Genomic DNA, 22817 nt, shown 5'->3' with positions numbered 1-22817 from the left:
AGATGAGAGTAAGATGGTTATCTGTTATGCTAACAAAGTTATTCAGTAGATAGCAAGTCTAACTCTAGTTTCAGCAAATTTGCTTATGCGTATTTATGGTAATCGTGCGATTAAAACACTTTCTGGTTCTTTGACTCGCCCGACGGCGGGACGGGTGCGGGAGGCGGTGTTTAATATTTGGCAAGGTTCGATCGCCGGTTGTCGCTGGTTAGATTTGTGTGCGGGTAGTGGCTCGATGGGGGCGGAAGCTCTGTGTCGGGGAGCGAGTTGGGTGGTGGGGATTGAAGCTTCTGCTCGTGCTTGTGGGGTGATTCGTCAAAATTGGCAACAGATGGCATCAGCAGAGCGATTTCAGGTGCTTTGTGGGGATGTTCTGAAGGGGGTACAGCGCTTAGAGGGCGATCGCTTCGATCGCATTTATTTCGATCCGCCTTACCAAAGTTCCTTGTATCAGCCGATATTAGAGGCGATCGCCGATCTCGATCTGCTCTCAGATACCGGAGAACTCGCCGTTGAACACTCCCCCCAACTGCCTCCTCCAGATGAGGTGAATGGCTTGGAAATTCTTCGGCAAAAGGTTTACGGCAATAGTGCGGTGACGTTTTATCAAGTCCATCGATCCTCTTGAGAGGTCAAAATGGGGTAAATAGGACATAATGTTAATGAGGGGTTTAACCCCTCATTCTAGTTTATGCGGAAAATAAAGTATTCTAAGTTACATTTTCAGGATAGATAGTTATGACACCAGCACAGCAGATGGCTCACGTAAAAGTGAAGAGACCGGATAAAAATCCACCTCAATTTCCGCTATCTGATAGAGTATCAACAACTCCGGTTGTGGAATCTTTGGTTTCTATGGGGGACTCAGATTTACCTCTGTACTTGAAGTCATTTCAGATTCCCTCCGAGAGGATTGTCTATCCCTTCGATCGCTTGAGTGAACAACTAACGGCCGTGTCTAATGCTGCGGATATCACAGAATCTGGGTTACCGTTCTCTCCTGGGAAGGGGATTCATTTGGATTTAGAAAGCTTGCAGGGGTTTGAGGTGGTGAACCATCAGTTTGAACAGTGGGGTATTCAGTTTCGCAATGCGATCGCCCTTCAACCTTCTAATCCAGCTTATCCTCCGAAAACGGGAACCATGGTGTTGATTGCTGGGCCGAAAAATGGTTGGATGGAAGTGTTGTTTACTCGTCCAATCCGGGGATTGAGTTGTTATGTGACTAGCTCGCGACGGGTGACGTTGACGGGGTTTAATGAGCAGAATGAGGCGATCGCCCATACGGAGCTGCCAGAAGCTAATCTAGCACACTCTAAGGGTTCTCTCGATCCGAATGCTCTGTTGACGCTAACGACGGAGACAGCAGAGATTTACCGGATTAATTTTTCCGCTTTTGATGGACAATTTAGTGTAGATGATTTCTATTTTCATTGGGATTAGCGATCGCTTGGCGTTGGTAATCGATGATGGGTAATAGCTCTTCTAAACTTCTAAAGCAATTTAGCGATCGCCTGTGGAGCGATCGGCAATTAGGCGATCGGTTTATCCAAGCATTCGATAACCCCCCTCCCTTGCATCCCTGTATTCTCTGGTGTGAAAACCCCCCTTTAGAGCGTCCGTTTGCCGTGGAACCCCCCCAACCTTGGCAACCGGAGCGGGTGGATCGACTCCAGTTAGGCGAGCAACCGGGAAAACATCCAGCCCACGATCGCGGAGCCTATTATTGTTTGGACTTTTCTTCTGTGTTTGCTGCATCTCCTCTGTTGCAACTTTCTACTATTAAAATAGCGATCGATGTTTGCGCCGCTCCAGGGGGTAAAAGTTTATTCACCTGGCATACTCTGCAACCGGACTTACTGCTGTGCAATGAAGTCGTCGGCAAGCGCTTAGGAACCCTAATGGCTAACTTAAGGCGGTGTCAGGGTTCTAGGGTTTCAGAGCAGGAGGGAAAGGCAAGGATTCTCGTCAGCCAACTCGATCCCCAACGGCTTGCCCAACAATTCCCCCAAGCCTTCCAACTCGTCCTTGTCGATGCACCTTGTAGCGGTCAATCCCTACTTTTGAAACAGAAAAAAGTACCCGGATGTTTTCATAAAGTCACCCTTAATCGTAATGCCAACCGGCAAAAGCGGATCGTCGGTAATGCCGCCCAATTAGTCGCACCCCAAGGCTATCTCCTCTACATGACTTGCACCTATTCCCTCGAAGAAAACGAAGAAATTTGTTATTGGTTCCTGAAAAAATATCCCCACTTTCAACCGATTTCTGTGCCCCATCTCCTCAATTACCAATCCCATCTGACCGATCTTCCTTGCTATCGCCTTTGGCCTCATCAAGGATTAGGTGCGGGCGCATTTACTGCTCTATTTCAAAACCAAAACTTAGGGGAAGTCGCAGGGATTTCTAGGGAAAATTTAGCCGCGATTAATCGATTTAGTTGTGTCAATTATTGGCAATGATAAATCAAGTTTTTGCTTTGTAGGGGCGGGTTCACCCAGATCTAGGATACCAGTCAGCAATAATGTTAACCCGCCCTACCCCGAAGGCAATAGCCGAATTTTGTCAGCTTCATTTAATAGTATTCTTGGACTAAACTGGAATTGAGTTTAGCTAAATTAGATACGAGATAACCGAGAATGATATGAGGGGGAGGTGGGAGCTTTAAACCACACCACTGAGCTACATCTACAGATAGGGTAACGCAATCGGGGCCTTTACCAATACAGTAGATTAATCCTCGGTATTTACTGGAAATTTGCTTAATCGTTTGCTCTAAGTCGGAGTCAGGAATTGCAAATTTGACCCAGTGTTTGATGTAGGGAGTTCTATCGGAGCGATCGATATAGCCAGGACAGAGGGGGAATTTGGGGATTTTCGGTTTGAAGGCATACCATTCTGATTTATGGTTGTATTCAAACCAACACACAGAATGAGGAAAACCAGTTTCGCTAATGACAGTGAGATATCCCATAGCCCTCTCTGGATAGAAATATTTCCTCATTTTAGAGGACACTTACTCTAATTCTCTCAGTATCTCACAGTCTGGGGGGCGATCGCCAATTCTCTCAGTTTCGCTAAGTTGATAACATCGAGTTCTGGCTGTTATCATAGGTATAGTTAGTCTCAAAAAATTATGATAAATCGAGTTCCTGCTACGGATACCCTTACCTTCCGTCTCTCCAATATCGTTCAAAAATTAATGGATGAGAACCCTTGTTTTCGGGAGCAACTGGATCGACAGAAAATTACGGAGATGTTGTTGAATGTTTTTGAAAGTGTCGATCGCGATAGCATTTTATTGCTAGAAGAAGAGGAGTTACTCCGCCGAGTCGATCTCTTAATGGCAACGGAATTAGTTTATGGTATGTTAGATACACTGACACCAGAAGAAATGGCACAATTTGATGCCGCAGTTGCCGGGAGATAATCAGATTGGGTTATTTGCTCGATACAAATATTATTACTGCACTGGTGAAGAGAAATTCAAGGGTAGTGACTCGATTACAGTATATCGAAGGTCAAGGTGCAGAGATTTATCTGAGTGCCGTAAGTTACTATGAAGTTAAAAGAGGACTTTTGTATATTAATGCCACTCGGCAGTTGGCGAATTTAGAGATTTGGTGCGCTCGCATTCCTCTGTTATATTTGGATAACCTCAATATTTTCCAGAAAGCTGTGGAAATTCATGCCAATTTAAGACGCAAGGGAGAGCCAATGGAAGATGCAGATATTTTAATTGCAGCAACGGCGATCGCCCATAATCTGATTCTGGTTTCCCATGATTCCGATATGCACAGGGTTGAAGATGTGAAGTTGGAAGATTGGCTTTAGCTGGAGGAGGACAGGGAGCGATCGCGCCTCTGACTTCTGGAAGTTATACTATCTATAGTCTGTCCATATTGTAGGGGAGAAGATTATGACCCAAGTTTTTCCAGCGCAAGATGTCGTCATCAGTCGAATTTCTGAAATTGTCGATCGCTTATTCCAAGAAAACGAGAAGTTCAGAGAGCGATTAGAAAAAGATGAGGTGATGAGCATCTTTTCTAACCTATTGGCACAAGTGGATACCCAGGAGCTTTGTGCTGTGGATGAGTCGGAATTGACCGATCGAGTTGAGCGGGTAATGGTGAGAGAGGCTGTTGCGGGAACGTTGAACGAGCTAACGCCAGAACAGATGGCTATTTTTGATGCCGCAGTGGAAGGTAAATGGTAAGTCACCATGGGTTATCTACTGGATACGAATATTGTCACAGCAATTTTGAAGAATAATAGAAAAGTCCAGGAAAAAATGGGAAACCTAGATGTTTTAGGTGAAAGCGTTTTCCTCGCCGGAATGACTTACTATGAAATCAAACGAGGATTGATTGCGAATGGGGCAACTCGTCAGCTTAAGGATTTTCAGGACTTATGTCAGAAATATCAGGTAATCGTTGGCGATCTGGCGATTTTCGAGAGAGCGGCACAAATTCATGCCAATCTAAAACGGAAAGGAGAGCCAATGGAAGATGCAGATATTTTAATTGCAGCAACGGCGATCGCCCATAATCTGATTCTGGTGTCCCATGATTCGGATATGCACAGGGTTGAGGATTTGATGTTGGAAGATTGGCTTTAGGGTAGGCTGGAGGTGGAAGGATGTGGCAGTCTAATCTTGAGGTTTCGTTAGAGGCGATCGTGGTTCTAGGTGTTATACTATTGAGACCCATCCAATGGAGAGAGCGATGCAAATTACCCTTGAAATACCGGATCGAATCGCGCAAAGATTAGGTGGAGAGTCCAAACCTATCGAGCGCAGAGTTTTAGAAATACTTGTGGCTGATGCCTACAGTTCTGGAGCATTGAGTACCGCAGAAGTTGGCCGCACTCTTGGGATTTCTTCGCGTCTAGAGACTCATGCTTTTTTGAAGAGCATGGGAGTTTATTTAAACTATGATGAAGCGGAACTAGAACGAGATCTTCAAAGCATTGCAGAGTTAAAACAACGCCGCCAACCTTCACCTTTGATTGCGGGCAAAGCTAAAATTACAGGAGATTTGGTCAGTCCTATTGTGGATGAAAACGATTGGGAATGCCTGAAATAAGTCTCAGAAAATGAAGCGAAAAATCAGATTACCAGAACCAGAAATAGCCCAGTTTTGCCAGCGCTGGAAAATTGTTGAATTATCGGTGTTTGGCTCTATTCTGCGCGATGATTTTAACCCGAACAGCGATATTGATTTCTTGTTTACCTTCTCTCCCGATGCTCGTTGGGGATTATTTAAGGTGATGGAGATGCAGCAAGAACTGGAAAATTTGGTGAGCAGGCCGATTGATTTTGTCAGTAAAAGGGCGATAGAGCGTAGTGAAAATTGGCTGCGACGGGAAGAAATTTTAGGGAATGCAGAGATTATTTATGAAGCCCGATAGTCAAACCTTACTCGATATTGTTAAAGCGGCTCGCTTGATTATTCAGTTTCAAGAAGGGATCGACAAACCAGTATTTTTAACGAATCCAGAGAAACAATCAGCGATTATTTACCAAATTATGATTATTGGAGAAGCGGTCAAAAGGCTTTCAGGGGAATTTCGGACACAATATCCAGAAATACCTTGGTCGGCGATCGCCGGAATGCGAGATACAGCAGTTTCCTCTGCTATGAGGTACATTAATGACTGTTTTTAACGATAGCTAAAATGGCTCAAAGCGCTACCCAATCTGTTATTTGTTCCCCCCATTCCCCCACTCCCCCACTCCCCCACTCCCCCACTCCCCCACTACAGCGCTTCGCGCTGTAAGTTGATTCATGATTATGATGAGGTGGATTTAGATCTGGTTTGGATGACTGCTACTGAAGAGATTCCTGGTTTTTTGAGCTTAATTCAGGGGTTGAACGATAGAGACGTTCAGGACAATTAGGATACTTAAGAAAAAGACCGCAGTCTGATGGGTTCGGAATGCGATCGCGTGTCTCCAATTCAATTTAACGGGCTTGTTGTAGCACTAGCTACATTTGCTCAGTCTATTAGTGGTAATCGATAGACTTCAACTAAGCTAGAGCTGGCTCAAATGGCTTAAACGAACCTGTGGCTATATCAAATTCTTTCGTTGGGTTCTGTTGTCCCTCGCGAATTTTCAAGCCATCTGCTTTGGCGGTTCCCCTTAAAATGGCATACACTTGGTAGGGAGTTAAGTTAGGATTAGCTTCTAACATCAAAGCCACTGTGCCAGTGACAAAAGGTGCTGCTTGAGAGGTTCCACTGTCCACGTCCTCTTTTTGCCCTGGAAATGTAGATAAAATCTGCGATCCTGGTGCAGAAACAAAATTGATGGGGGTTTCAGAAGCCGCAGGTAACGACAGATTTATCATTGCATTTATCTCATCTAAAGCTCCAACAGCAATCCCTAAACCTTGTTCTGCGTATCGTGCAGGATAAAAGTATTCAGTTAAACCATCTGATAATTTATTTCCTGCCGCCATGACTGCTACTACACCTTGTTCCTTGGCATATTGGAGAGCTTCTTCGACACGCAAATCGGGTATTAATCCTACTTGCTGGTTCTCACCAGCTAGAGCCAAAGACATATTAATAATATCAGCACCAGCATCCACAGCGCGGCGAATCGCTTGTGCAATGCCAGCATTAGTCTCATCAACAGTTGGATTCGCACCATCTACTTTAGTACCAAGTACTCTGAAAGGAATAATCTCCGCATTGTAAGCGACTCCTGTTACATCATTGCTATCCCTTTCTGCTGCAATGATACCTGTTACATGGGTTCCATGTTCAAATCTGCCTCTGTCCCCTCTATCGTTCTTTTTGTCATCTGGATTAAAAATTGGATCGTTATCTCCATCAACAAAATCAAAGCCTAGGTCTCGATTGACCTTATTGATTAAATCAGGATGATTGTAATCAATTCCACTGTCTAGTACAGCAATCTTCACTCCTTTACCCGTAAAGCCTTGGGCCCAAACTTCTGGAGCATTGACAGCATTTAATCCATAGAAATCATTCGATTCATCGTTGACACTATCAAAAATATCTTCAACCTCTGGAAACGCAGTTGATAAACCCCTGGCACGTGCCACAGCATCGGCCGCATCCACTAAGCCAAATCCAAATTGAGAGGTAAAAGGCCCTTCTGCAATGGGATCGCGTCCTTCAAATTGACCATGACTGAGGAAATGGTCTAATCCAGTGGGAAAATTGCCTTGAGAGACAGCAACAGAAACATCTTGGTTTTGCTGTAGATAATAATCTTCGCTATAAAAGGCGCTAGGTTGCCGTCGTTCAAATACGCCATGACCTAGAAAATGGTTAAATCCAGCCACAAAGTTACCTTGAGAGATGGCATTAGCCACATCTGGGTTTTGCTGAACGTAGTAGTTCTCATCAAAAAGATCGTTCAAGTTTAACATGATGGGTTGACCTAATCAAAAAATGGAGTGTACTGTAATGACGAATACAGATGAGTCATTACTCAAGTGGGATTCGCTAGGGTAGTGCTTTCTGAATAATTGGGTGTAGAGATACCAGCAGAGATGCAGCACTTTGTGTGGTAATGAGGTAAAGCCCACAAGATCCCCCTAAATCCCCCTTGAAAAAGGGGACTTTTACTGCCCCCCTTTTTAAGGGGGGTTGGGGGGATCGAAATGTACCGCACATCAGCGAAAACTGCTGTAAGTCAAGGGTAAGCGGGTTCAAATAAACCCTCAAATGGGTTTTCTGGATTGCCTAAGTCCAAGATTTCTCCTTCTAAAGGATCGCCCAAAGAGTTGACATCTATCTCAACTTCAACAGGATCATTTCCTAGGGAAAGTCGGCTAATGGGTATTCCCCAACTCAGGAGAATCATTTGCTCTGCTTCTCTTGCAGATGGTCGAGTTCCATCGGCAAAAACAAACGCATCGATACCCGTTAAAGGATATTTTTTTCTGCCATTCACCCCAATAAGTTTGCCCTGCTGATTTAGAATTGGGCCGCCACTCATGCCTAATTCAATGGCATTGGTATAGCCAATCTGATAACCCCGATCTAAGGATTTCCTCGATACCATTTCAACCGTTCCCTGGGTTAATTGATAGGCTTTGAATCCCCAGTCACGAGTTTCTTCAGCTAATCCAGGCTGAAAGTGCCAACTTGGAAATCCAGCCGCATAAACGAGATCGCCCACAGATAAAGAGTTATTGGTTTCAATTTCAGCAACTTGATAAGCGCGATCGCTGCTAAACTCCACTAAGGCCAAGTCTAGATTGCTGAATTTTTCTGACTTTAACCAATGACCTGAATATCTGCGTCCATCAGCCGTTAGGATAGTATAGGTCTCTGATTCATTGTCTTCTAACACATGATGATTGGTCAGAACCAGATAACGATCTCCATTGCGCTCAACAATAACACCAGAACCCATACCGATGTCACCCAAAATACGCACGGTAATCTTTTGGGAAATATCTTCGACCGATGTTTGCATTTCCACCAAGGGAATATTGTTTGATGGTCTGGGATCGATATCCACTATCCATTCATCGGCTTGGGCCAAGTGATAGGTTTTCAAAAAGGAAACCCCTTGCCATGATAGGGAAAGTAATATCACCATCATGGCAATGCGGGCAAGTTTCACAGATCCACGGAGAGAAAATAAACACACAATTGTGAGACTCTAAATCAATTCAGGAAAAATCAGAGTGAATGGGCTAGATGGTTGCTGTTACTCTGGACTGTTCAAAGCTGCATCTGCCCAGTCCTCTACGGTTACATCACCAGATTGGGCTAAAGGACGACCTCCCGCTGTTGCGCTAATCATTTGATTGAGAGCTGCACTAGGATTAGTGCCAGGATTTAAGGTAACAATTGTATTTCCACTATCGCATTGGCGCTCGCGACCTTGAAGGGCACAAATCACGCCTAAACCATTGATGTTTCCAGTGCTTAACCGCAAACGGTTGCCACTAGCAATGGCATTGTTAAACCGAGCAGTCACAGTCTGACAACGAACTTCAGGAGTAAAACCACTGTTACTAAAGGCTTGGCTATTCCAAGTAATTAACGAGCGAGTAACGTTGCCTTTACTCACGATGGTTACAAAGCCACCATTAGCACCTTGAACACAAGAAAATTGAAATGGAGTTCCGGCTTCAGCTTTTTTTGATTCCAAAGCGATGCCACCGCACAAGGTCAAAGCACAGAGAATAGTAGTAGAGATTTTTTTGATATTCATGGAATTCAACTCCTTGATTGGGTTAATGTTAGTCATCTGGGTAGAAACAGAATTTTAAGTTTGATTCTGTCCCTGAATACTTGAGAGGTAGTGGGAAAAAATCCTGTCTCTGAAACTACCGTCCTTGTAAGACTTGCTGAATCTGCTGGTAGGCTCATGTTGGGGGTTGACTGCGATCTAACACGCGAGAGAACCCGTTGAAGCTATTCAAATTAAATTTCATGTTTTTGATTGGGTTAACGTCAGAAATTTTGGTAGATAAGGAATCTCAAGTCCGTTCCTTTCCCCGATTTATTTAGAGACACAATACCCCTCACACCCGAATGGACTAGACAAAAATCTACTGTTGAAACTCAAGCCATATCATTCCGCCCCAAGGGATTAAGTCGTTCCGAAGCGAGAACTTTAGAATTTCTTAATAATTTGAGCAAAAAAATAATATTTGCTTGTTTTTTTGGCATTTTTTATATTAAAGCAGGTCGTTCCCAGGCTGTCTATGGACATCTGAATGTTCTTTTGGGGGAATTTGGACAGAAAAAGTAAACATCCGAATGTTCTTTTGGGCAAGAGATGGGCAAAATAGCTTAGAAAAAGGGGGGGCGATCGCCTACAGGATAACAAGTAAAAAAAAACACAAATACTCCCTGTATTTTGGTCGGAAACTGGGCGATCTTGCCCTCTCCCTTTCAGATCCATTCATGTCCCAAAGGGAAAGGAAAATCCTTCTCCCACGGGAGATGAACTTGTGCCCCCTTCTCCTGCGTAGGGGGTAGAGGGATAAGGGAAAAGATAAGTATCAAATCAACTAAAGATTGCCCCACCATCGGTTACAGGGGTAAAAATACGGAATTATACTCAACTCCTGAGAGTAAACATCCGGATGATCCATGAAGTAAGAGTTGGTAAAAAAGGAGAAAAACTGTGTAATATATAATTGTCTTTCAAACCCGAAACTCAGACCTCAACAGTCTAAAATATGCGAATGTTGACCTCTGAGGCAATCAGTTCCCATAACATTCGGTATAGAGCCATGAATCAATAGCAGTTCGATCGCATACTCGCAGGACTCAACCCTACAGAGCGGCAAGTTTTGCACGAATTGCTTAATAATCGGGAAATCGCTACGACTGTCGCCAGTAATAAATCGGATGTGCAGAAAATTCGGCGCGGTATTTATCACTCTTTTGGCATCAAGAAAGATGATGGGCGCAGGAGAGGGCGCTTTTTTCTGGTTGCTCTATTTTTCAAATATAAACCGGAGTTGGTGAACATTCCCTACTTGAAGAACTTCCAGAGCATGAGTGCAGAAGACTTTGAGGAAATTTGCGATCGCCTCTCCACCCAAGAAAAACCCGTTTTACAGCAATTCCTCCAGAACCAAACCGACGAAGAAATCGCCGCTTCCTTGAATAAAAACTCCGGAACCATTCGCAAACAGATCCGCAACATCTATCACAAATTCGGTATTCGCGGCAATAGCACGACTCAACGAAATTATCTGATCCCGATCTTCTTTAAATACAAACCAGAATGGGTTAATATTCCGCCCTTAACCCAGCAATATGTAGGGGCGGGTTCATCAAGATCTCGCTGGGAAGAGGATAAAATAGGTGAAGCCGCCCTTACAGAACCCGCCCCTACAGAACCCGCCCCTAGGTCACCCAAAACGAACAAACAACACTGGGGAGAAGCGCCCGATGTCTCCATTTTCCATGGACGCAACGACGAACTAGACACCCTGCAAACCTGGATTACCCAAGATTGCAAACCGGAAACCTCAACCTCTTCAACAGCCATGCTCTGATCAAAGCCACCGCCAAAGACTACGTGCGCGAAAGCCAAATCCGCCTCATTCTCCAACCCATTGCCGACTACCTGACGAACCTCATCGACCTGCAAAATCCCCGCCCCTGGATCGAACAATTTTTACACAAATTGCGAAATTCCGTTTCCGTTCCCCATTCCCCCATTCCCCCACCCCCCCATTCCCCCACCCCCAAATTCCTCGGATACGCTGCGGGCAACCTGATCAACCTCCTCTGCCAACTGAAAATCAACCTCTCCCATACCAACTTTTCCCAACTCCCCATCCGCCAAGCCTACCTCAAAGGGCACAACCTCAATAATACCGACTTTAGCCGATGTCACTTTGTCGGCTCCGTATTTACCGATATCTTCGGCCCCGTCTTCTGTCTCGCCGTTAGCCCCAAAGAACGATTAGTCGCCATTGGAGATGGGTACGGTGCAATCCGCCTCTGGGGATTCGACGACAGCCAACCGGTTTTAACCCTTGAAGCTCATCAAGGTTGGGTACGCTCCATCGCATTCAGTCCCGATGGTAAGCTCTTAGCCAGTGGTAGTTTAGACCGTATGGTGCGGCTCTGGTGCGTGGAAACCGGAAACTGCTTGAAGACGTTGGCAGGTCACCTGGCTACAGTGCAATCGGTGGATTTTAGTCCGGATGGTCAGCTTTTGGCCAGTTCGAGCGGCGATCGCACGGTAAAGTTATGGGACGCGAGTACGGGCGACCTACTCCGGACGCTAACCGGTCATGAGGATGCCATTTGGTGCGTGCTATTTAGTCCCGATGGCACATTAGTCGCCACGGGAAGCGGCGATCGAACAGCTAAGGTTTGGAGCGTCAGTACCGGTGAATGTTTATATACCTTTGTAGACCATACCCGTCCCACTCGCACCGTCGTATTCAGTGGTAATGGGGAACTGTTGGCGACGGGAAGTGACGATATGACGATTCGCCTCTGGAATCTGCCAACGGGAGAATGTGTCAAAGTTTTAACGGGTCATCAGGATTGGGTGAGTTCCCTGGCTGCGAGTTTGCAAGGATCAATTTTAGCCAGTGGTAGTGATGATACTACGGTGCAGATCTGGAATTGGGAAACGGGGGACGGTTTGCAGACATTGCCTGGTCATTATCACTGGGTTCATGCCTTGACAATGAGCGATAAAGGGGACATTGTAGCCAGTGGAAGCAGCGATCGCACCATCAAAATCTGGGATACGCACAGGGGGGAGTGTCTGCATACCTTAACTGGACATACCGAAGGGGTGCGATCGCTCTCCTTGAGTGCCGACGCTACCACCTTAGCCAGTGGGAGCGAAGATGAGACGATTAAACTCTGGGATGTCCACCAGGGAGCATTGATGAACACCCTGCGGGTACAACCTCCCTATGCAGAGATGAAGATTGCCAAAATTGAAGGCTTAACTCCAGCCGCGATCTCTACACTTAAGGCTAATGGAGCGATGGAGTACAGTGCATAGCAGGGCGTTCAAATGGGCGATGAGGCGATCGCACTCTATTCCAGAGATCTCATCCTAATCTTGTCCTCTTCAACCACGCTAAAATGCCCATACCAATCATCGCGAAGGGCGATCGCTTTCGCAACTTTTTCAGCTACTACCCCACTTGAAGGTGCTTTAATCCGAAACAAAATGATACCCACTGTAGCAGGAAGTTTTAACCGAAAGGCCAACTCTCCAAAATCCTTGTCAAAGGTTAACAAAATTCGAGAGTCTGCCTGAGCTAGACTCAAAACCTCAACATCAGAGATGCCAGGACAATTTACCCTAACCCAAACCACATCATGTCCATCCTGTCGCAATGCTTCAACAGCATCAAGAGGAAAATTTTCATGGGCAAGAAAATTCATAGATTAGGCAGGAATAGCATACACTTTTTCAGACTTCAGAGAAGCACTAGCGTAACTCAGACAGGCTCGAATATCTGCAAGGCTAATACCCGGATAATTACGAACAATTTCCTCCTGACTCCACCCTTGGGCAAGAAGATCAATAATGAATTCAACCGAAAGCCGTGTTCCCTTAATTATGGGTTTACCGGCTAATATCGCTTGGTCAAGGGTAATTCTAGCTTCCCAATCCATAGTCATTACACCACAAATATTTTGCTATTAATATAGCTCATTTTCACACCAATCATCAACACCAGAGGCTAAAAATAAGCCGGTTATGCTCAACCTTCAGGCATTAAGTTCAGACCGCGATAAACTTGCTCAATGGGAAAACTAAGGTTAATACTTTTGAGTTCTATGATATCTCCTTTTTTATAGTTAAGGATGATCCATTCTCCCGCATCATTTTTATGATACAGATCCATTTCTATCTGAGTCGAGCTAACCAATAAATAATCAATTAGGGCGGGATTCTGGCGATACATTCTAAACTTGCCGCCTCGGTCGTAGGCTTCCGTGCTTTTGGATAAAACTTCCACAATTAAGCAGGGATAGGTGATATATTGACTGGTGGTTTTATCGCGATCATCACAGGTTACGCTGGCATCAGGATAAGTGTAGTCATGGGTTTCGGCAATATTAACTTTCAGGTCTGAATTTCCGGTTTCGCAACCACTCCCTTCTAAGTGATTGGAAAATAAAGTGGTCAGTCTGACGGAGATTAAGCTATGATTCTTGCTACCGCCACCCATGGCATAAACTTCGCCATCTATATATTCATATTTTTCGAGTTGGATTTCTTCCCAAGCAAAATACTCTTCAGGAGTTAGATGGGGGGAATTGTCTTGAGCTGCAATCATAAGTTATAGAGATATACAGTATTTATGAATTATAACATTATTTAAAAGGATCGCACCCTAGGCTATACAATGAGAGGAGGTACATCAAAGGTACATTTTATGGAATCAGGATGATGAAAAGATGAAATTACCGGGTTCTTGGACACTCCCTGAAGAGATTAAAAACCGTTTAGGCCAAAAAAGTGCAGGAAAACAACGGGCGATGGTTGCTGAAGGTCATCTGCTCTTGGTTCTCCATCAGGCTCCCAAGCATAATGAAAAACAGCGTCAAGCTATTTTCTTTTGGCGCGATCCTCAAGGAAAATGGCAATCGAGTCATGGAAAAATCGGTTTACAACCCCTCATAAAACACCTACAAACCTATGATGAAGAAGTCAATCAACTGACTGCCCAATATGAACAAGCACAACAGGCTGAAGATTATTTCCAGTTATTGGAAAATTTAGCTCCCCTGCGACTGGCGGCTCAGAATCTACATTTTGCCTTACAATCAGCACGAGAAGAAATTCCGGATGATCGGGATATCATTGACTTGCGAGATTCGGCTTATGAGATTGAGCGATCGCTAAGTTTGCTCCACGATAATATGAAAAATGCTCTAGACTATCGCATTGCCCAACGGGCTGAACAACAAACCCAAATTAGTCTAGAATCGATGAGAATGAGCAATCGCCTCAATATTTTAGTGGCTATTTTCTTCCCGTTAACTGCCACAAGCTGCGTGTTTGGTATGAATCTCAATAATGGGATTAACCCTGCTTCCGTACTGGCGTTTTGGTTTGTTCTAATCGTCAGTATATCCTTGGGATTGGTTGTGCGCCGTTGGATTGTTACAGGAAAGATCTGAACTGAATCGCCAGGAAACGGAGGGAAATACCTATACCCAAAGCCGTAAATCCCGAATCTCTAGGAACTCCAGTCTTTTCTACAATGGTTGCAAAGCGTTAATATTGAGTATCTGAAGAGACTATGCAACCGAATAATCCTAATCAATTTACAGAAAAAGCATGGCAGGCGATCGCCCAAACTCCCGATATTGCCAAAAGCTATCAGCATCAGCACCTCGAAAGCGAACACCTCATGAAAGCGCTCCTCGAACAGGAGGGGTTAGCTACCAATATCTTATCTAAAAGCCAGGTGAATCTACCCGCATTTCGGGAGCAAACCGAAGCCTTTCTTAAGCGACAACCGAAAGTGCAGGGAGGGGGTGGATCGATATATCTTGGTCGTTCCTTAGATGCCTTACTCGATCGCGCCCAAACCTATCAAAATCAGTATGAAGATAGTTACATTTCCATCGAACACCTTCTACTGGCTTTCCTCCAAGATGACCGCTTTGGTAAAAGCTTGTGCAAAGATTTTAAACTAGATGAAGCCAAACTCCAGCAAACCATTCGCGACATTCGAGGAACCCACAAAGTGACCGATCAAAATCCTGAAGGTAAATATGAAGCCCTAGAGAAATATGGGCGAGATTTGACCGAGGCAGCCCGGCAAGGTAAGCTAGACCCCGTGATTGGTCGGGATGACGAGATTCGCCGCACGATTCAAATTCTCTCCCGACGTACCAAAAATAACCCTGTGTTAATTGGAGAACCGGGAGTAGGGAAAACAGCGATCGCCGAAGGATTGGCACAACGCATCATTGCGGGAGATGTGCCCCAGTCTCTCAAAGACCGTGCCTTAATCGCTCTGGACTTAGGCGCACTCATTGCCGGAGCCAAATATCGCGGCGAATTTGAAGAACGGCTCAAAGCTGTACTCAAAGAAGTTACGGACTCCAAAGGTCATATTATTCTCTTTATTGATGAAATTCATACCGTCGTCGGTGCAGGAGCAACCCAGGGAGCCATGGATGCCGGGAACCTGCTCAAACCCATGTTAGCGCGGGGAGAATTGCGCTGTATTGGCGCAACCACGCTAGATGAATACCGCAAGTATATTGAAAAAGATGCTGCCCTAGAGCGCCGCTTTCAACAGGTGTATGTGGATCAACCCAGTGTTGAGGATACGGTATCGATTTTACGGGGACTCAAAGAACGCTATGAAGTCCATCATGGGGTGAAGATTTCCGATAGTGCCCTAGTTGCAGCCGCTACCTTATCGACTCGGTATATTAGCGATCGCTTCCTTCCCGATAAAGCCATTGATTTAGTCGATGAAGCCGCCGCCCGGTTAAAAATGGAAATCACCTCCAAACCGGAAGAACTTGATGAAATTGACCGCAAAATTTTGCAACTCGAAATGGAGCGTCTCTCCTTACAAAAAGAAAACGATCCCCTATCTTTAGAACGACTAGAGCGTTTAGAAAAAGACCTTGCCAACCTGAAAGAACAGCAACATGCTCTCAATTCCCAATGGCAATTAGAAAAAGACATGATTGACAATCTTCAGGAAATCAAAGAAGAAATCGATCGCGTCAACATTGAAATTCAGCAAGCCGAACGCAACTACGACCTCAACCGCGCGGCTGAATTAAAATATGGCAAACTCACCACCCTGCAAAAGCGACTCACCGAAGCAGAAACCCATCTTTCTCAATCCCAAACCACCGGTAAATCTCTCCTGCGCGAAGAAGTCACCGAATCAGACATTGCCGAAATTATCTCCAAATGGACAGGCATTCCCATCAGTAAACTCGTAGAATCCGAAATGCAAAAACTCCTCAATTTAGAGGACGAATTACACCAGCGCGTCGTCGGTCAAAATGAAGCCGTAACCGCCGTTTCCGATGCCATTCAACGGTCTCGCGCGGGCTTATCTGACCCCAATCGACCGGTTGCTAGTTTTATCTTTCTCGGCCCCACAGGAGTTGGCAAAACCGAACTGGCTAAAGCCCTCGCTGCTTACCTATTTGATACTGAAGAAGCCTTGGTTCGGATTGATATGTCCGAATATATGGAAAAACATGCCGTTTCCCGCTTAATTGGTGCGCCTCCCGGCTATGTCGGCTATGATGAAGGCGGGCAATTAACGGAAGCCATTCGTCGCCGTCCTTACTCTGTCATTCTCTTTGATGAGGTTGAAAAAGCCCATGTGGATGTCTTCAACATTATGCTGCAAATCCTTGATGATGGCAGGGTTACTGACTCCCAAGGTCATACCGTAGACTTCAAAAATACGATCATTATTATGACCTCTAATATCGGTTCTCAATACATCTTAGATCTGGCTGGCAATGATGATAATTATGAAGAGATGCAAACTAGAGTTATGGAGGCTTTGCGCTCTACCTTCCGTCCAGAATTTCTCAACCGGATTGACGAAACCATTATTTTCCACTCCTTGAAAAAAGAGGAACTGAGGAAAATTGTGCAACTGCAAACCCTACAGTTAGAATCTCGGTTAAGCGAGCGCAAAATAGCGCTGAAATTGTCTGATGTGGCCCTAGATTTTCTGGCTGCTGTGGGTTACGATCCGGTTTATGGGGCACGACCTCTTAAACGAGCGATTCAACGGGAGTTAGAAACCACCATTGCTAAAGGAATTTTACGGAGTGAATTTAAGGAAGGTGATACTATTTTTGTGGATGAAGAAAATGAGCGCTTAATGTTGAAACGGTTGCCTGCGAGTTTAGTGAAAACTTAAATTCTCTCAAGATGTCAAGAAACCCGGTTGTTTCAAAAAACCGGGTTTCTGGTATATCTTAAGGACATTGGGCAACGGTTTGATTTTCTTTCATAGCGATCAAATATTGTTCAAGTAAAAAAGTAGGAATTTGAGTGACTATCTCATTATCTTGATGTTGAATCACGCGATCAGGTTGACAAGAGAGTTGCAGCTTATCCGGTGTATCTAAGGGTTGGGGCACATATTCAAAGGAACAAGAAATTTGTCGCTGTTGACAACTGTCTAAAACTGCCGCAATAATCATGCCATGACTGCCAGGATAATCGGCAACTGAGTACCAATCTCCTTGATAGATCACTTCAAAACTGCGGCTGTTGCGTTGGCGACAACGTTGGGGTTCAAGTTTCGCCCATTGAGAGAGGTATTTACAAAGTGGGGATTGAGTCATTATCCCTTTAAAGATTGACAGGACAAGGTTTGCTCTGAGCAGTACCTGATATTGTATCAATGCTAGGGAGAAGTTGAACGTTCAATTTGTTGGACTAGATTCCAGAATTTGAGTATACCGAGGCTAAACAGTACGAGGGAGGTGATACCGGAGGTGAAAAATTCTAGGCTATTTCCCCCTAGGAGGCTAATGAGACTACTGCACCCTATCCAAGCGGCAATCCCGGTTAAGACTGATGCTGAGGTGGCTTCATCCCCTCTGGTGATTAACAGCAGCGCGATTCCCGTGCCAAGGACGCTGACTAATCCGGAAAGGGTTCCAGTGGTGGTAATGGCGATCGCCACTATACCATAGCGTACAATTAAGCCCCAGGTTCGCCGACGGCGATCGCTCCTACTCATCTGACTGACTCCAGAAATTCTCTCTCCTCTTATCAGCCCACACTCTCACCCTACGGCAATCTGTTACATTTATTGACATCATTCTCAGTTCTATTTAGATCCAGAAAAAGCCTGGTTTGCTTGGGCATAAATTTTCAATGCTACAGACATTTGCTGCTGTGCCGTTTCTCCTTGTGCCTGAAACCAAGCCAAAGTTTCTGTATCAACTTCAACTTCTACAGTAATAGGAGGCTTAGGCATTCGTAATTTCGCTTTCGCCCAAAACTGCTCCGATAGAGGAGGAATATCAGAAGTATCAATATCTTCATCCTTCATACCATCAATTCTAGACCAATCTGTTTTTGATATATTGCTCATAATATTTTCGTTCATAGGATAATGCCTTTCTTAAGGATATAATACGGATAGTTTGATCGTCTGGCTCAGTATATACAATAACAACAAAACGTCCATCTAGTATACCAATCGCACAGAACCTATCCTCCCCATAATTCTCTCGCTCATCTAGTTCAACAACCATTGGTAAGTTAAATATACGATAAGCATCTGTAAAGTCAAATCCATGTTTAATCTGGTTACTTTCGTTTTTGCCCTCATCCCACTCAAATTTCATAAACTGTGGATTTTAGTTGATTTTCCTGTAAAACTAGAATTTATCTCTTTCCCCTTGTCAAGGAATTTAATGTAACGTTTTATTTCAATCATCATCGGAGTCAATCATGAAACATAACAGCCTTTCTGCCACCCAATACTATACCTGGAAAACCTATCGCTGTGCCTATGCAGTCAGCTCCCCACCAGAATCCGATCCCCAAACGACTCCTCTGCTGCTTATCCATCCCATCGGTGTAGGATTATCCCGAAGATTTTGGGATCGCTTTATTACCGAATGGCGCACCCAAGGGTATAACCAACCCATCTATAATCCCGATTTACTCGGATGTGGTGAAAGCGATATGCCACGAGTTGCCTATACTCCTGAAAATTGGGCGGAACAACTGCACTATTTTATCGAAACCGTGATTCAAAAACCGGTGATCTTGGTAGTTCAGGGGGCTTTATTTCCCGTGGCTATTGCTTTAACTCAACGTCAAAATAGTCACCCCTGGCTGAAAGCACTTGTCCTATCCGGGCCCCCCTCTTGGCCAGTGATCACTCAAACCACTCCGGATTGGCAAAACCGCCTCCTCTGGAATGGTTTTGACTCTCCCCTAGGTAATGCCTTTTATCGATATGCCCGTCGTCGTCAATTTTTAGAATCTTTTTCCATTCGCCAGCTTTTTGGTGAATCCCATGATGTTGATGGTGAATGGCTAGATACCCTAAAAAATGGCGCTCAAAACCCGGCGAGTCGTCATGCTGTGTTTTCTTTTCTAGCTGGATTTTGGCGCAGAGATTATCAAGAAGCCATTGAAAAAATAACCCAACCGACATTAGTGGTTGTCGGAGAAAAAGCGTCTAGTATTAGTAAGGAAGGGAAACAAGAAAAGGCCGATCAATGGTTGACGAAATACCTGGCTTATCTGCCCAATGGAAAGGGCAAAAAAATCCCAGGGCGCAATGTTTTACCCTATGAATCTACAGAAGTCTTTGTTTCTGTAGTTGCCCAACAGTTGAAGGAATGGCAATTATAGCACGGGGAGTCGGTGGGGCGGGTTTACAAAGGTTATGGACTGGTATCCTCATGGGTTGGTGAACCCGCCCCTACAGACCGAAAACCTTGTAGGGGCGGGTTCACCCATAATCTAGGATACTGACGAGCAATGATGTGAACCCGCCCCATTACCAGTTCGTGACAACGGAAACCCTAATTTCTCCCGTTGCTCTAGATAAAGATGGGCAATTTTGCGGGCTAAATTGCGGATTCTGCCGATATAGCGGGTTCGTTCTGTTACGGCAATCACGCCCCTGGCATCAAGGAGATTAAAGCTGTGGGAGCATTTGAGTACATAGTCTAAACCGGGAGTGACTAAGCCTTTGTCAATCAGTTGAGTGGCTTCTTGTTCGTAGAGTTCAAATAATTTAAAGAGTAATTCTGGGTTGGAGGCTTCAAAATTGTAGGTACATTGCTCGATCTCTCCTTGCAGATGAATATCTCCATAGTTTAGGCGATCGCTCCATTGAATCTCGGTGAGTGCTTCCACGCTTTGCAGATACATGGCTAAACGCTCTAAACCATAAGTAATTTCAATGGCAACGGGGTGGCAATCAATGCCTCCACATTGCTGAAAGTAGGTAAATTGGGTGACTTCCATGCCATCAAGCCAAACTTCCCAACCGACTCCCCAAGCGCCAAGGGTGGGAGATTCCCAGTTATCTTCGACGAAGCGAATATCATGGTCTTCAGGTTGAATACCGAGAACCCGTAAGGAGTCGAGATAAATGTCCTGAATGTTATTGGGAGAGGGTTTTATCAGTACCTGATACTGGTAATAGTGCTGGTAACGGTTGGGGTTTTCGCCATAGCGTCCATCGGTGGGACGACGACAGGGTTCGACATATGCGACTGACCAAGGTTCCGGCCCAATCGCCCTCAGAAAGGTATGGGGACTCATGGTTCCGGCTCCTTTTTCGGTATCATAGGGCTGGACAACCAAACAACCGCGATCGGCCCAAAACTGATTTAAGGTAGCGATGACTGACTGAAAATTCATGCCCCAACTTTCCTAGATCGAGTACAACAGTGTCTATTGTCCCTCAAAAGGGGAATTTAGCCTTACCTGTGGGGTTAATGGAAATAATCATAAATGTTCTGTGCTAAATTGGGGCCGATTCCGGGGACTTGTTGCAGTTGTTTGGGGGTGGCTTGGGCGATCGCATCTAAAGACGGAAAATGCTTGTATAATTGCTTCTGTCTTTCATAGCCTAATCCCGGAATTCCATCTAGACGAGAGCTGAGGAGGCGATCGCCCCGTTGCTGACGATGGCAGCTCACCGCAAACCGATGGGACTCATCCCGAACCCGGCGCAGTAACTGCACTCCCGGTCGATCGCGATCGGTAGCAAGAGGCGCAGAATCACCCGGTTGAAAGATTTCTTCCTCCTGTTTCGCTAAACTAATCACCCGCAACTCTGGTAAAAGTTCTAACTCCGAGAGGACGGACACCACCGCAGATAGCTGACCCTTTCCCCCATCAATCAGCAGTAAATCAGGAAAATCTGGGTTTCCTCGACGGGGGAGTTGGGGATTTTCCAGAAAAGCGCGAAATCGACGACTGATAACCTCTGCAAGGGAGGCAAAATCATCGGAATGACCGGGTTGGACAGTGGGATTTTTGATCTTATAATGGCGATAATATTGCTTTGCAGGCATCCCATTCACAAACACCACCTGAGACCCTACCGCGTTTGCTCCTTGCAAATGGGAAATATCGTAACCCTCGATCCTCCGGGGAGCTTCGGGCAAGTTGAGGATCTGGGCTAAATCTGTTAGGCTGTGTTGAGTGCGATCGCCCAATTTTTGCATCCGATTTAGCTCCGCTTCCGCATTGCGATAAACTAAATCAATTAATTCTGCCTTACTTTGCCGTTGCGGAACCTGAAGCGATACTTTTTTTTGCTTAATATTCCTGATATATTCTAGCAAAAAATCACCATCTTGTAAAGCATATTGCACCAAAATTTCCGCCGGAATTTCCAGAGGATCGGCGCTTTGGTAATGCTCCTCTAAAACCCGTTGCAAAATCGCCCCCGGTTCCCCCAATTCAGCAAAGAACCCCAATCGACCCACCAATTTACCGGCGCGAATCTGGAACAACTGAATACAGCAGCGTTCTCCATCCTCTGCCAGGGCGATCGCATCCCGTGAAACGCGATCGTCCGATAAATCGACCTTCTGACTCCTATTCAACGCTTGCAACCCCAGAATTTGATCCCGCAACTGAGCCGCTAATTCAAAATTCAGAGCGGCGGACGCTTCCTCCATTTTCTCCCTCAATTCCTCCACCAACTCCGTCGTTCTCCCCTGAAAAATCATGGCAATTTTTTGCATCATTTGCCGGTACTCTTCCACCTCCACCAACTGTTGACAAACTCCCGGACAGCGCCCCATATCATAATTCAAACAAGTTCGGTCTTTATACAGAGGTTTTAGTCGCTGACGTTGGGGAAAAATTCGCTTAATTAAATCCAAAGTTTGCCGCAATTGTCCCCCATCCACATAGGGGCCATAATATTTATCTTTCCGGTTTCTCAGCTTGCGCTTACGGGTAATAAAAATATGGGGATAATCCTCTGACCAAGTAATACAAATATAAGGATACTTCTTATCATCTTTGAGCAGCACATTAAAACGCGGTTGATGGCGCTTAATTAAGGTAGACTCTAAAGCCAGCGCTTCCGCCTCAGTATCCGTAATAATCCACTCAATATCGCTCACTTTTCGCACCATTAAGGCAATACGCCCATTATGGCTAGTGAAATCACGAAAATAGGAGCGAACCCGCGTTCTTAATTGTTTCGATTTACCGATATATAAAATTGAGTTACCCCTATCTTTCATCAAATAAACCCCTGGTAACTTCGGGACTTCTTGTAGATATTTTTTTAGGCGCTCTGGATTTTCACAGAGTAATTCTGAGTTAGTGTTGTTGGCCATAATGATGAGTTACAGCGCTTTGC

29 protein-coding genes are annotated in these 22817 nt (G+C 45.1%); 16 read left to right on the top strand and 13 right to left on the bottom strand.

Annotation, left to right across the window (positions count from 1 at the left end):
• The first annotated feature begins 85 nt into the window (after positions 1–85).
• The 3 genes from rsmD to AC3FZD_RS22405 all read left to right on the top strand — a co-directional run bounded on the left by rsmD (position 86) and on the right by AC3FZD_RS22405 (position 2462).
• Positions 86–628, top strand: a complete 543-nt coding sequence (rsmD, locus tag AC3FZD_RS22415) for a 16S rRNA (guanine(966)-N(2))-methyltransferase RsmD (RefSeq protein ID WP_488738153.1) — start codon at positions 86–88, stop codon at positions 626–628.
• Between the two features lie 110 nt (positions 629–738).
• On the top strand, positions 739–1443 hold the full coding sequence (locus AC3FZD_RS22410) for a hypothetical protein (RefSeq protein ID WP_488738152.1): 705 nt from the start codon (positions 739–741) through the stop codon (positions 1441–1443).
• Between the two features lie 23 nt (positions 1444–1466).
• Positions 1467–2462: an RsmB/NOP family class I SAM-dependent RNA methyltransferase gene (locus tag AC3FZD_RS22405; RefSeq protein ID WP_488738151.1), complete on the top strand. Its 996-nt coding sequence runs from the start codon at positions 1467–1469 to the stop codon at positions 2460–2462.
• Between the two features lie 113 nt (positions 2463–2575).
• On the opposite strand, the gene AC3FZD_RS22400 is transcribed toward AC3FZD_RS22405, so the two are convergent.
• Positions 2576–2974, bottom strand: coding sequence for a hypothetical protein (locus AC3FZD_RS22400; protein ID WP_488738150.1), 399 nt, complete (start codon positions 2972–2974; stop codon positions 2576–2578).
• A gap of 162 nt (positions 2975–3136) precedes the next feature.
• Here AC3FZD_RS22400 and AC3FZD_RS22395 point away from each other — a divergent pair, with 162 nt between their 5' ends.
• From AC3FZD_RS22395 to AC3FZD_RS22360, 8 genes are all read left to right on the top strand, one after another.
• On the top strand, positions 3137–3430 hold the full coding sequence (locus AC3FZD_RS22395; protein ID WP_488738149.1) for a hypothetical protein: 294 nt from the start codon (positions 3137–3139) through the stop codon (positions 3428–3430).
• Positions 3431–3435: 5 nt separating this feature from the next.
• On the top strand, positions 3436–3834 hold the full coding sequence (locus AC3FZD_RS22390; protein ID WP_488738148.1) for a type II toxin-antitoxin system VapC family toxin: 399 nt from the start codon (positions 3436–3438) through the stop codon (positions 3832–3834).
• 85 nt (positions 3835–3919) lie between these two features.
• Positions 3920–4216 carry a hypothetical protein gene (locus tag AC3FZD_RS22385; RefSeq protein WP_283761632.1) on the top strand — a complete coding sequence of 99 codons (297 nt, stop codon included), beginning with the start codon at positions 3920–3922 and terminating at the stop codon, positions 4214–4216.
• 6 nt (positions 4217–4222) lie between these two features.
• Entirely contained in the window at positions 4223–4618 is a 396-nt protein-coding gene (locus tag AC3FZD_RS22380; protein ID WP_488738147.1) for a type II toxin-antitoxin system VapC family toxin, read from the top strand.
• 106 nt (positions 4619–4724) lie between these two features.
• Positions 4725–5084, top strand: coding sequence for a UPF0175 family protein (locus AC3FZD_RS22375; RefSeq protein ID WP_283761630.1), 360 nt, complete (start codon positions 4725–4727; stop codon positions 5082–5084).
• Positions 5085–5094: 10 nt separating this feature from the next.
• The gene (locus AC3FZD_RS22370) at positions 5095–5409 is read left to right on the top strand and encodes a nucleotidyltransferase family protein (protein ID WP_488738146.1); all 315 of its coding nucleotides are present in this window, start codon (positions 5095–5097) and stop codon (positions 5407–5409) included.
• Positions 5396–5665 carry a HepT-like ribonuclease domain-containing protein gene (locus tag AC3FZD_RS22365; RefSeq protein ID WP_488738145.1) on the top strand — a complete coding sequence of 90 codons (270 nt, stop codon included), beginning with the start codon at positions 5396–5398 and terminating at the stop codon, positions 5663–5665. Before AC3FZD_RS22370 ends, AC3FZD_RS22365 begins: the two co-directional genes overlap by 14 nt.
• 114 nt (positions 5666–5779) lie before the next feature.
• Complete coding sequence (locus tag AC3FZD_RS22360) at positions 5780–5899, top strand: HepT-like ribonuclease domain-containing protein (RefSeq protein ID WP_488738144.1); 120 nt, start codon at positions 5780–5782, stop codon at positions 5897–5899.
• Positions 5900–6029: 130 nt separating this feature from the next.
• Here the strand turns inward: AC3FZD_RS22360 and AC3FZD_RS22355 are convergent, their stop codons facing one another.
• From AC3FZD_RS22355 to AC3FZD_RS22345, 3 genes are all read right to left on the bottom strand, one after another.
• Positions 6030–7403, bottom strand: coding sequence for a S8 family serine peptidase (locus AC3FZD_RS22355; RefSeq protein ID WP_488738143.1), 1374 nt, complete (start codon positions 7401–7403; stop codon positions 6030–6032).
• A gap of 266 nt (positions 7404–7669) precedes the next feature.
• Positions 7670–8608 (bottom strand): S1 family peptidase, encoded by a 939-nt coding sequence (locus AC3FZD_RS22350; RefSeq protein ID WP_488738142.1) that lies wholly within the window; start codon positions 8606–8608, stop codon positions 7670–7672.
• Between the two features lie 87 nt (positions 8609–8695).
• Positions 8696–9205 carry a COP23 domain-containing protein gene (locus AC3FZD_RS22345; protein WP_488738141.1) on the bottom strand — a complete coding sequence of 170 codons (510 nt, stop codon included), beginning with the start codon at positions 9203–9205 and terminating at the stop codon, positions 8696–8698.
• Between the two features lie 1090 nt (positions 9206–10295).
• Here AC3FZD_RS22345 and AC3FZD_RS22340 point away from each other — a divergent pair.
• Both AC3FZD_RS22340 and AC3FZD_RS22335 read left to right on the top strand, forming a co-directional pair.
• Positions 10296–11009 carry a helix-turn-helix transcriptional regulator gene (locus AC3FZD_RS22340; RefSeq protein ID WP_488738140.1) on the top strand — a complete coding sequence of 238 codons (714 nt, stop codon included), beginning with the start codon at positions 10296–10298 and terminating at the stop codon, positions 11007–11009.
• Entirely contained in the window at positions 10967–12487 is a 1521-nt protein-coding gene (locus tag AC3FZD_RS22335; protein ID WP_488738139.1) for a WD40 repeat domain-containing protein, read from the top strand. Before AC3FZD_RS22340 ends, AC3FZD_RS22335 begins: the two co-directional genes overlap by 43 nt.
• A 35-nt stretch (positions 12488–12522) precedes the next feature.
• On the opposite strand, the gene AC3FZD_RS22330 is transcribed toward AC3FZD_RS22335, so the two are convergent.
• From AC3FZD_RS22330 to AC3FZD_RS22320, 3 genes are all read right to left on the bottom strand, one after another.
• Positions 12523–12876, bottom strand: coding sequence for a DUF5615 family PIN-like protein (locus AC3FZD_RS22330; protein ID WP_488738138.1), 354 nt, complete (start codon positions 12874–12876; stop codon positions 12523–12525).
• Positions 12877–12879: 3 nt separating this feature from the next.
• The gene (locus AC3FZD_RS22325; RefSeq protein ID WP_488740411.1) at positions 12880–13110 is read right to left on the bottom strand and encodes a DUF433 domain-containing protein; all 231 of its coding nucleotides are present in this window, start codon (positions 13108–13110) and stop codon (positions 12880–12882) included.
• An 89-nt stretch (positions 13111–13199) separates the two neighbouring features.
• Positions 13200–13778: a Uma2 family endonuclease gene (locus AC3FZD_RS22320; RefSeq protein WP_488738137.1), complete on the bottom strand. Its 579-nt coding sequence runs from the start codon at positions 13776–13778 to the stop codon at positions 13200–13202.
• Between the two features lie 121 nt (positions 13779–13899).
• Here AC3FZD_RS22320 and AC3FZD_RS22315 point away from each other — a divergent pair, with 121 nt between their 5' ends.
• Both AC3FZD_RS22315 and clpB read left to right on the top strand, forming a co-directional pair.
• The gene (locus AC3FZD_RS22315) at positions 13900–14625 is read left to right on the top strand and encodes a CorA family divalent cation transporter (RefSeq protein ID WP_488738136.1); all 726 of its coding nucleotides are present in this window, start codon (positions 13900–13902) and stop codon (positions 14623–14625) included.
• A 122-nt stretch (positions 14626–14747) separates the two neighbouring features.
• The gene (gene clpB, locus AC3FZD_RS22310; RefSeq protein ID WP_488738135.1) at positions 14748–17366 is read left to right on the top strand and encodes an ATP-dependent chaperone ClpB; all 2619 of its coding nucleotides are present in this window, start codon (positions 14748–14750) and stop codon (positions 17364–17366) included.
• A 58-nt stretch (positions 17367–17424) separates the two neighbouring features.
• Here the strand turns inward: clpB and AC3FZD_RS22305 are convergent, their stop codons facing one another.
• The 4 genes from AC3FZD_RS22305 to AC3FZD_RS22290 all read right to left on the bottom strand — a co-directional run bounded on the left by AC3FZD_RS22305 (position 17425) and on the right by AC3FZD_RS22290 (position 18810).
• Positions 17425–17796, bottom strand: coding sequence for a hypothetical protein (locus AC3FZD_RS22305; protein WP_488738134.1), 372 nt, complete (start codon positions 17794–17796; stop codon positions 17425–17427).
• A gap of 62 nt (positions 17797–17858) precedes the next feature.
• Entirely contained in the window at positions 17859–18197 is a 339-nt protein-coding gene (locus tag AC3FZD_RS22300) for a hypothetical protein (RefSeq protein WP_488738133.1), read from the bottom strand.
• Between the two features lie 90 nt (positions 18198–18287).
• Positions 18288–18554: a BrnA antitoxin family protein gene (locus AC3FZD_RS22295; RefSeq protein WP_488738132.1), complete on the bottom strand. Its 267-nt coding sequence runs from the start codon at positions 18552–18554 to the stop codon at positions 18288–18290.
• The gene (locus tag AC3FZD_RS22290) at positions 18523–18810 is read right to left on the bottom strand and encodes a BrnT family toxin (RefSeq protein WP_488738131.1); all 288 of its coding nucleotides are present in this window, start codon (positions 18808–18810) and stop codon (positions 18523–18525) included. The genes AC3FZD_RS22295 and AC3FZD_RS22290 overlap by 32 nt, the downstream gene beginning before the upstream one ends.
• Positions 18811–18916: 106 nt before the next feature.
• On the opposite strand from AC3FZD_RS22290, the gene AC3FZD_RS22285 reads away from it, so the two are divergent.
• Positions 18917–19831: an alpha/beta fold hydrolase gene (locus tag AC3FZD_RS22285; protein WP_488738130.1), complete on the top strand. Its 915-nt coding sequence runs from the start codon at positions 18917–18919 to the stop codon at positions 19829–19831.
• A gap of 111 nt (positions 19832–19942) precedes the next feature.
• Here AC3FZD_RS22285 and glyQ read toward each other — a convergent pair whose 3' ends face one another.
• Positions 19943–20851 (bottom strand): glycine--tRNA ligase subunit alpha, encoded by a 909-nt coding sequence (glyQ, locus tag AC3FZD_RS22280; protein ID WP_488738129.1) that lies wholly within the window; start codon positions 20849–20851, stop codon positions 19943–19945.
• Between the two features lie 74 nt (positions 20852–20925).
• Positions 20926–22794, bottom strand: coding sequence for an excinuclease ABC subunit UvrC (gene uvrC / locus AC3FZD_RS22275; protein ID WP_488738128.1), 1869 nt, complete (start codon positions 22792–22794; stop codon positions 20926–20928).
• Between the last annotated feature and the right edge of the window lie 23 nt (positions 22795–22817).

Source organism: Roseofilum sp. KMC-1 (genome assembly GCF_057802075.1).
The sequence above is the reverse complement of the archived record's forward strand: the minus strand, read 5'-3'. Positions and strand labels throughout refer to the sequence as shown.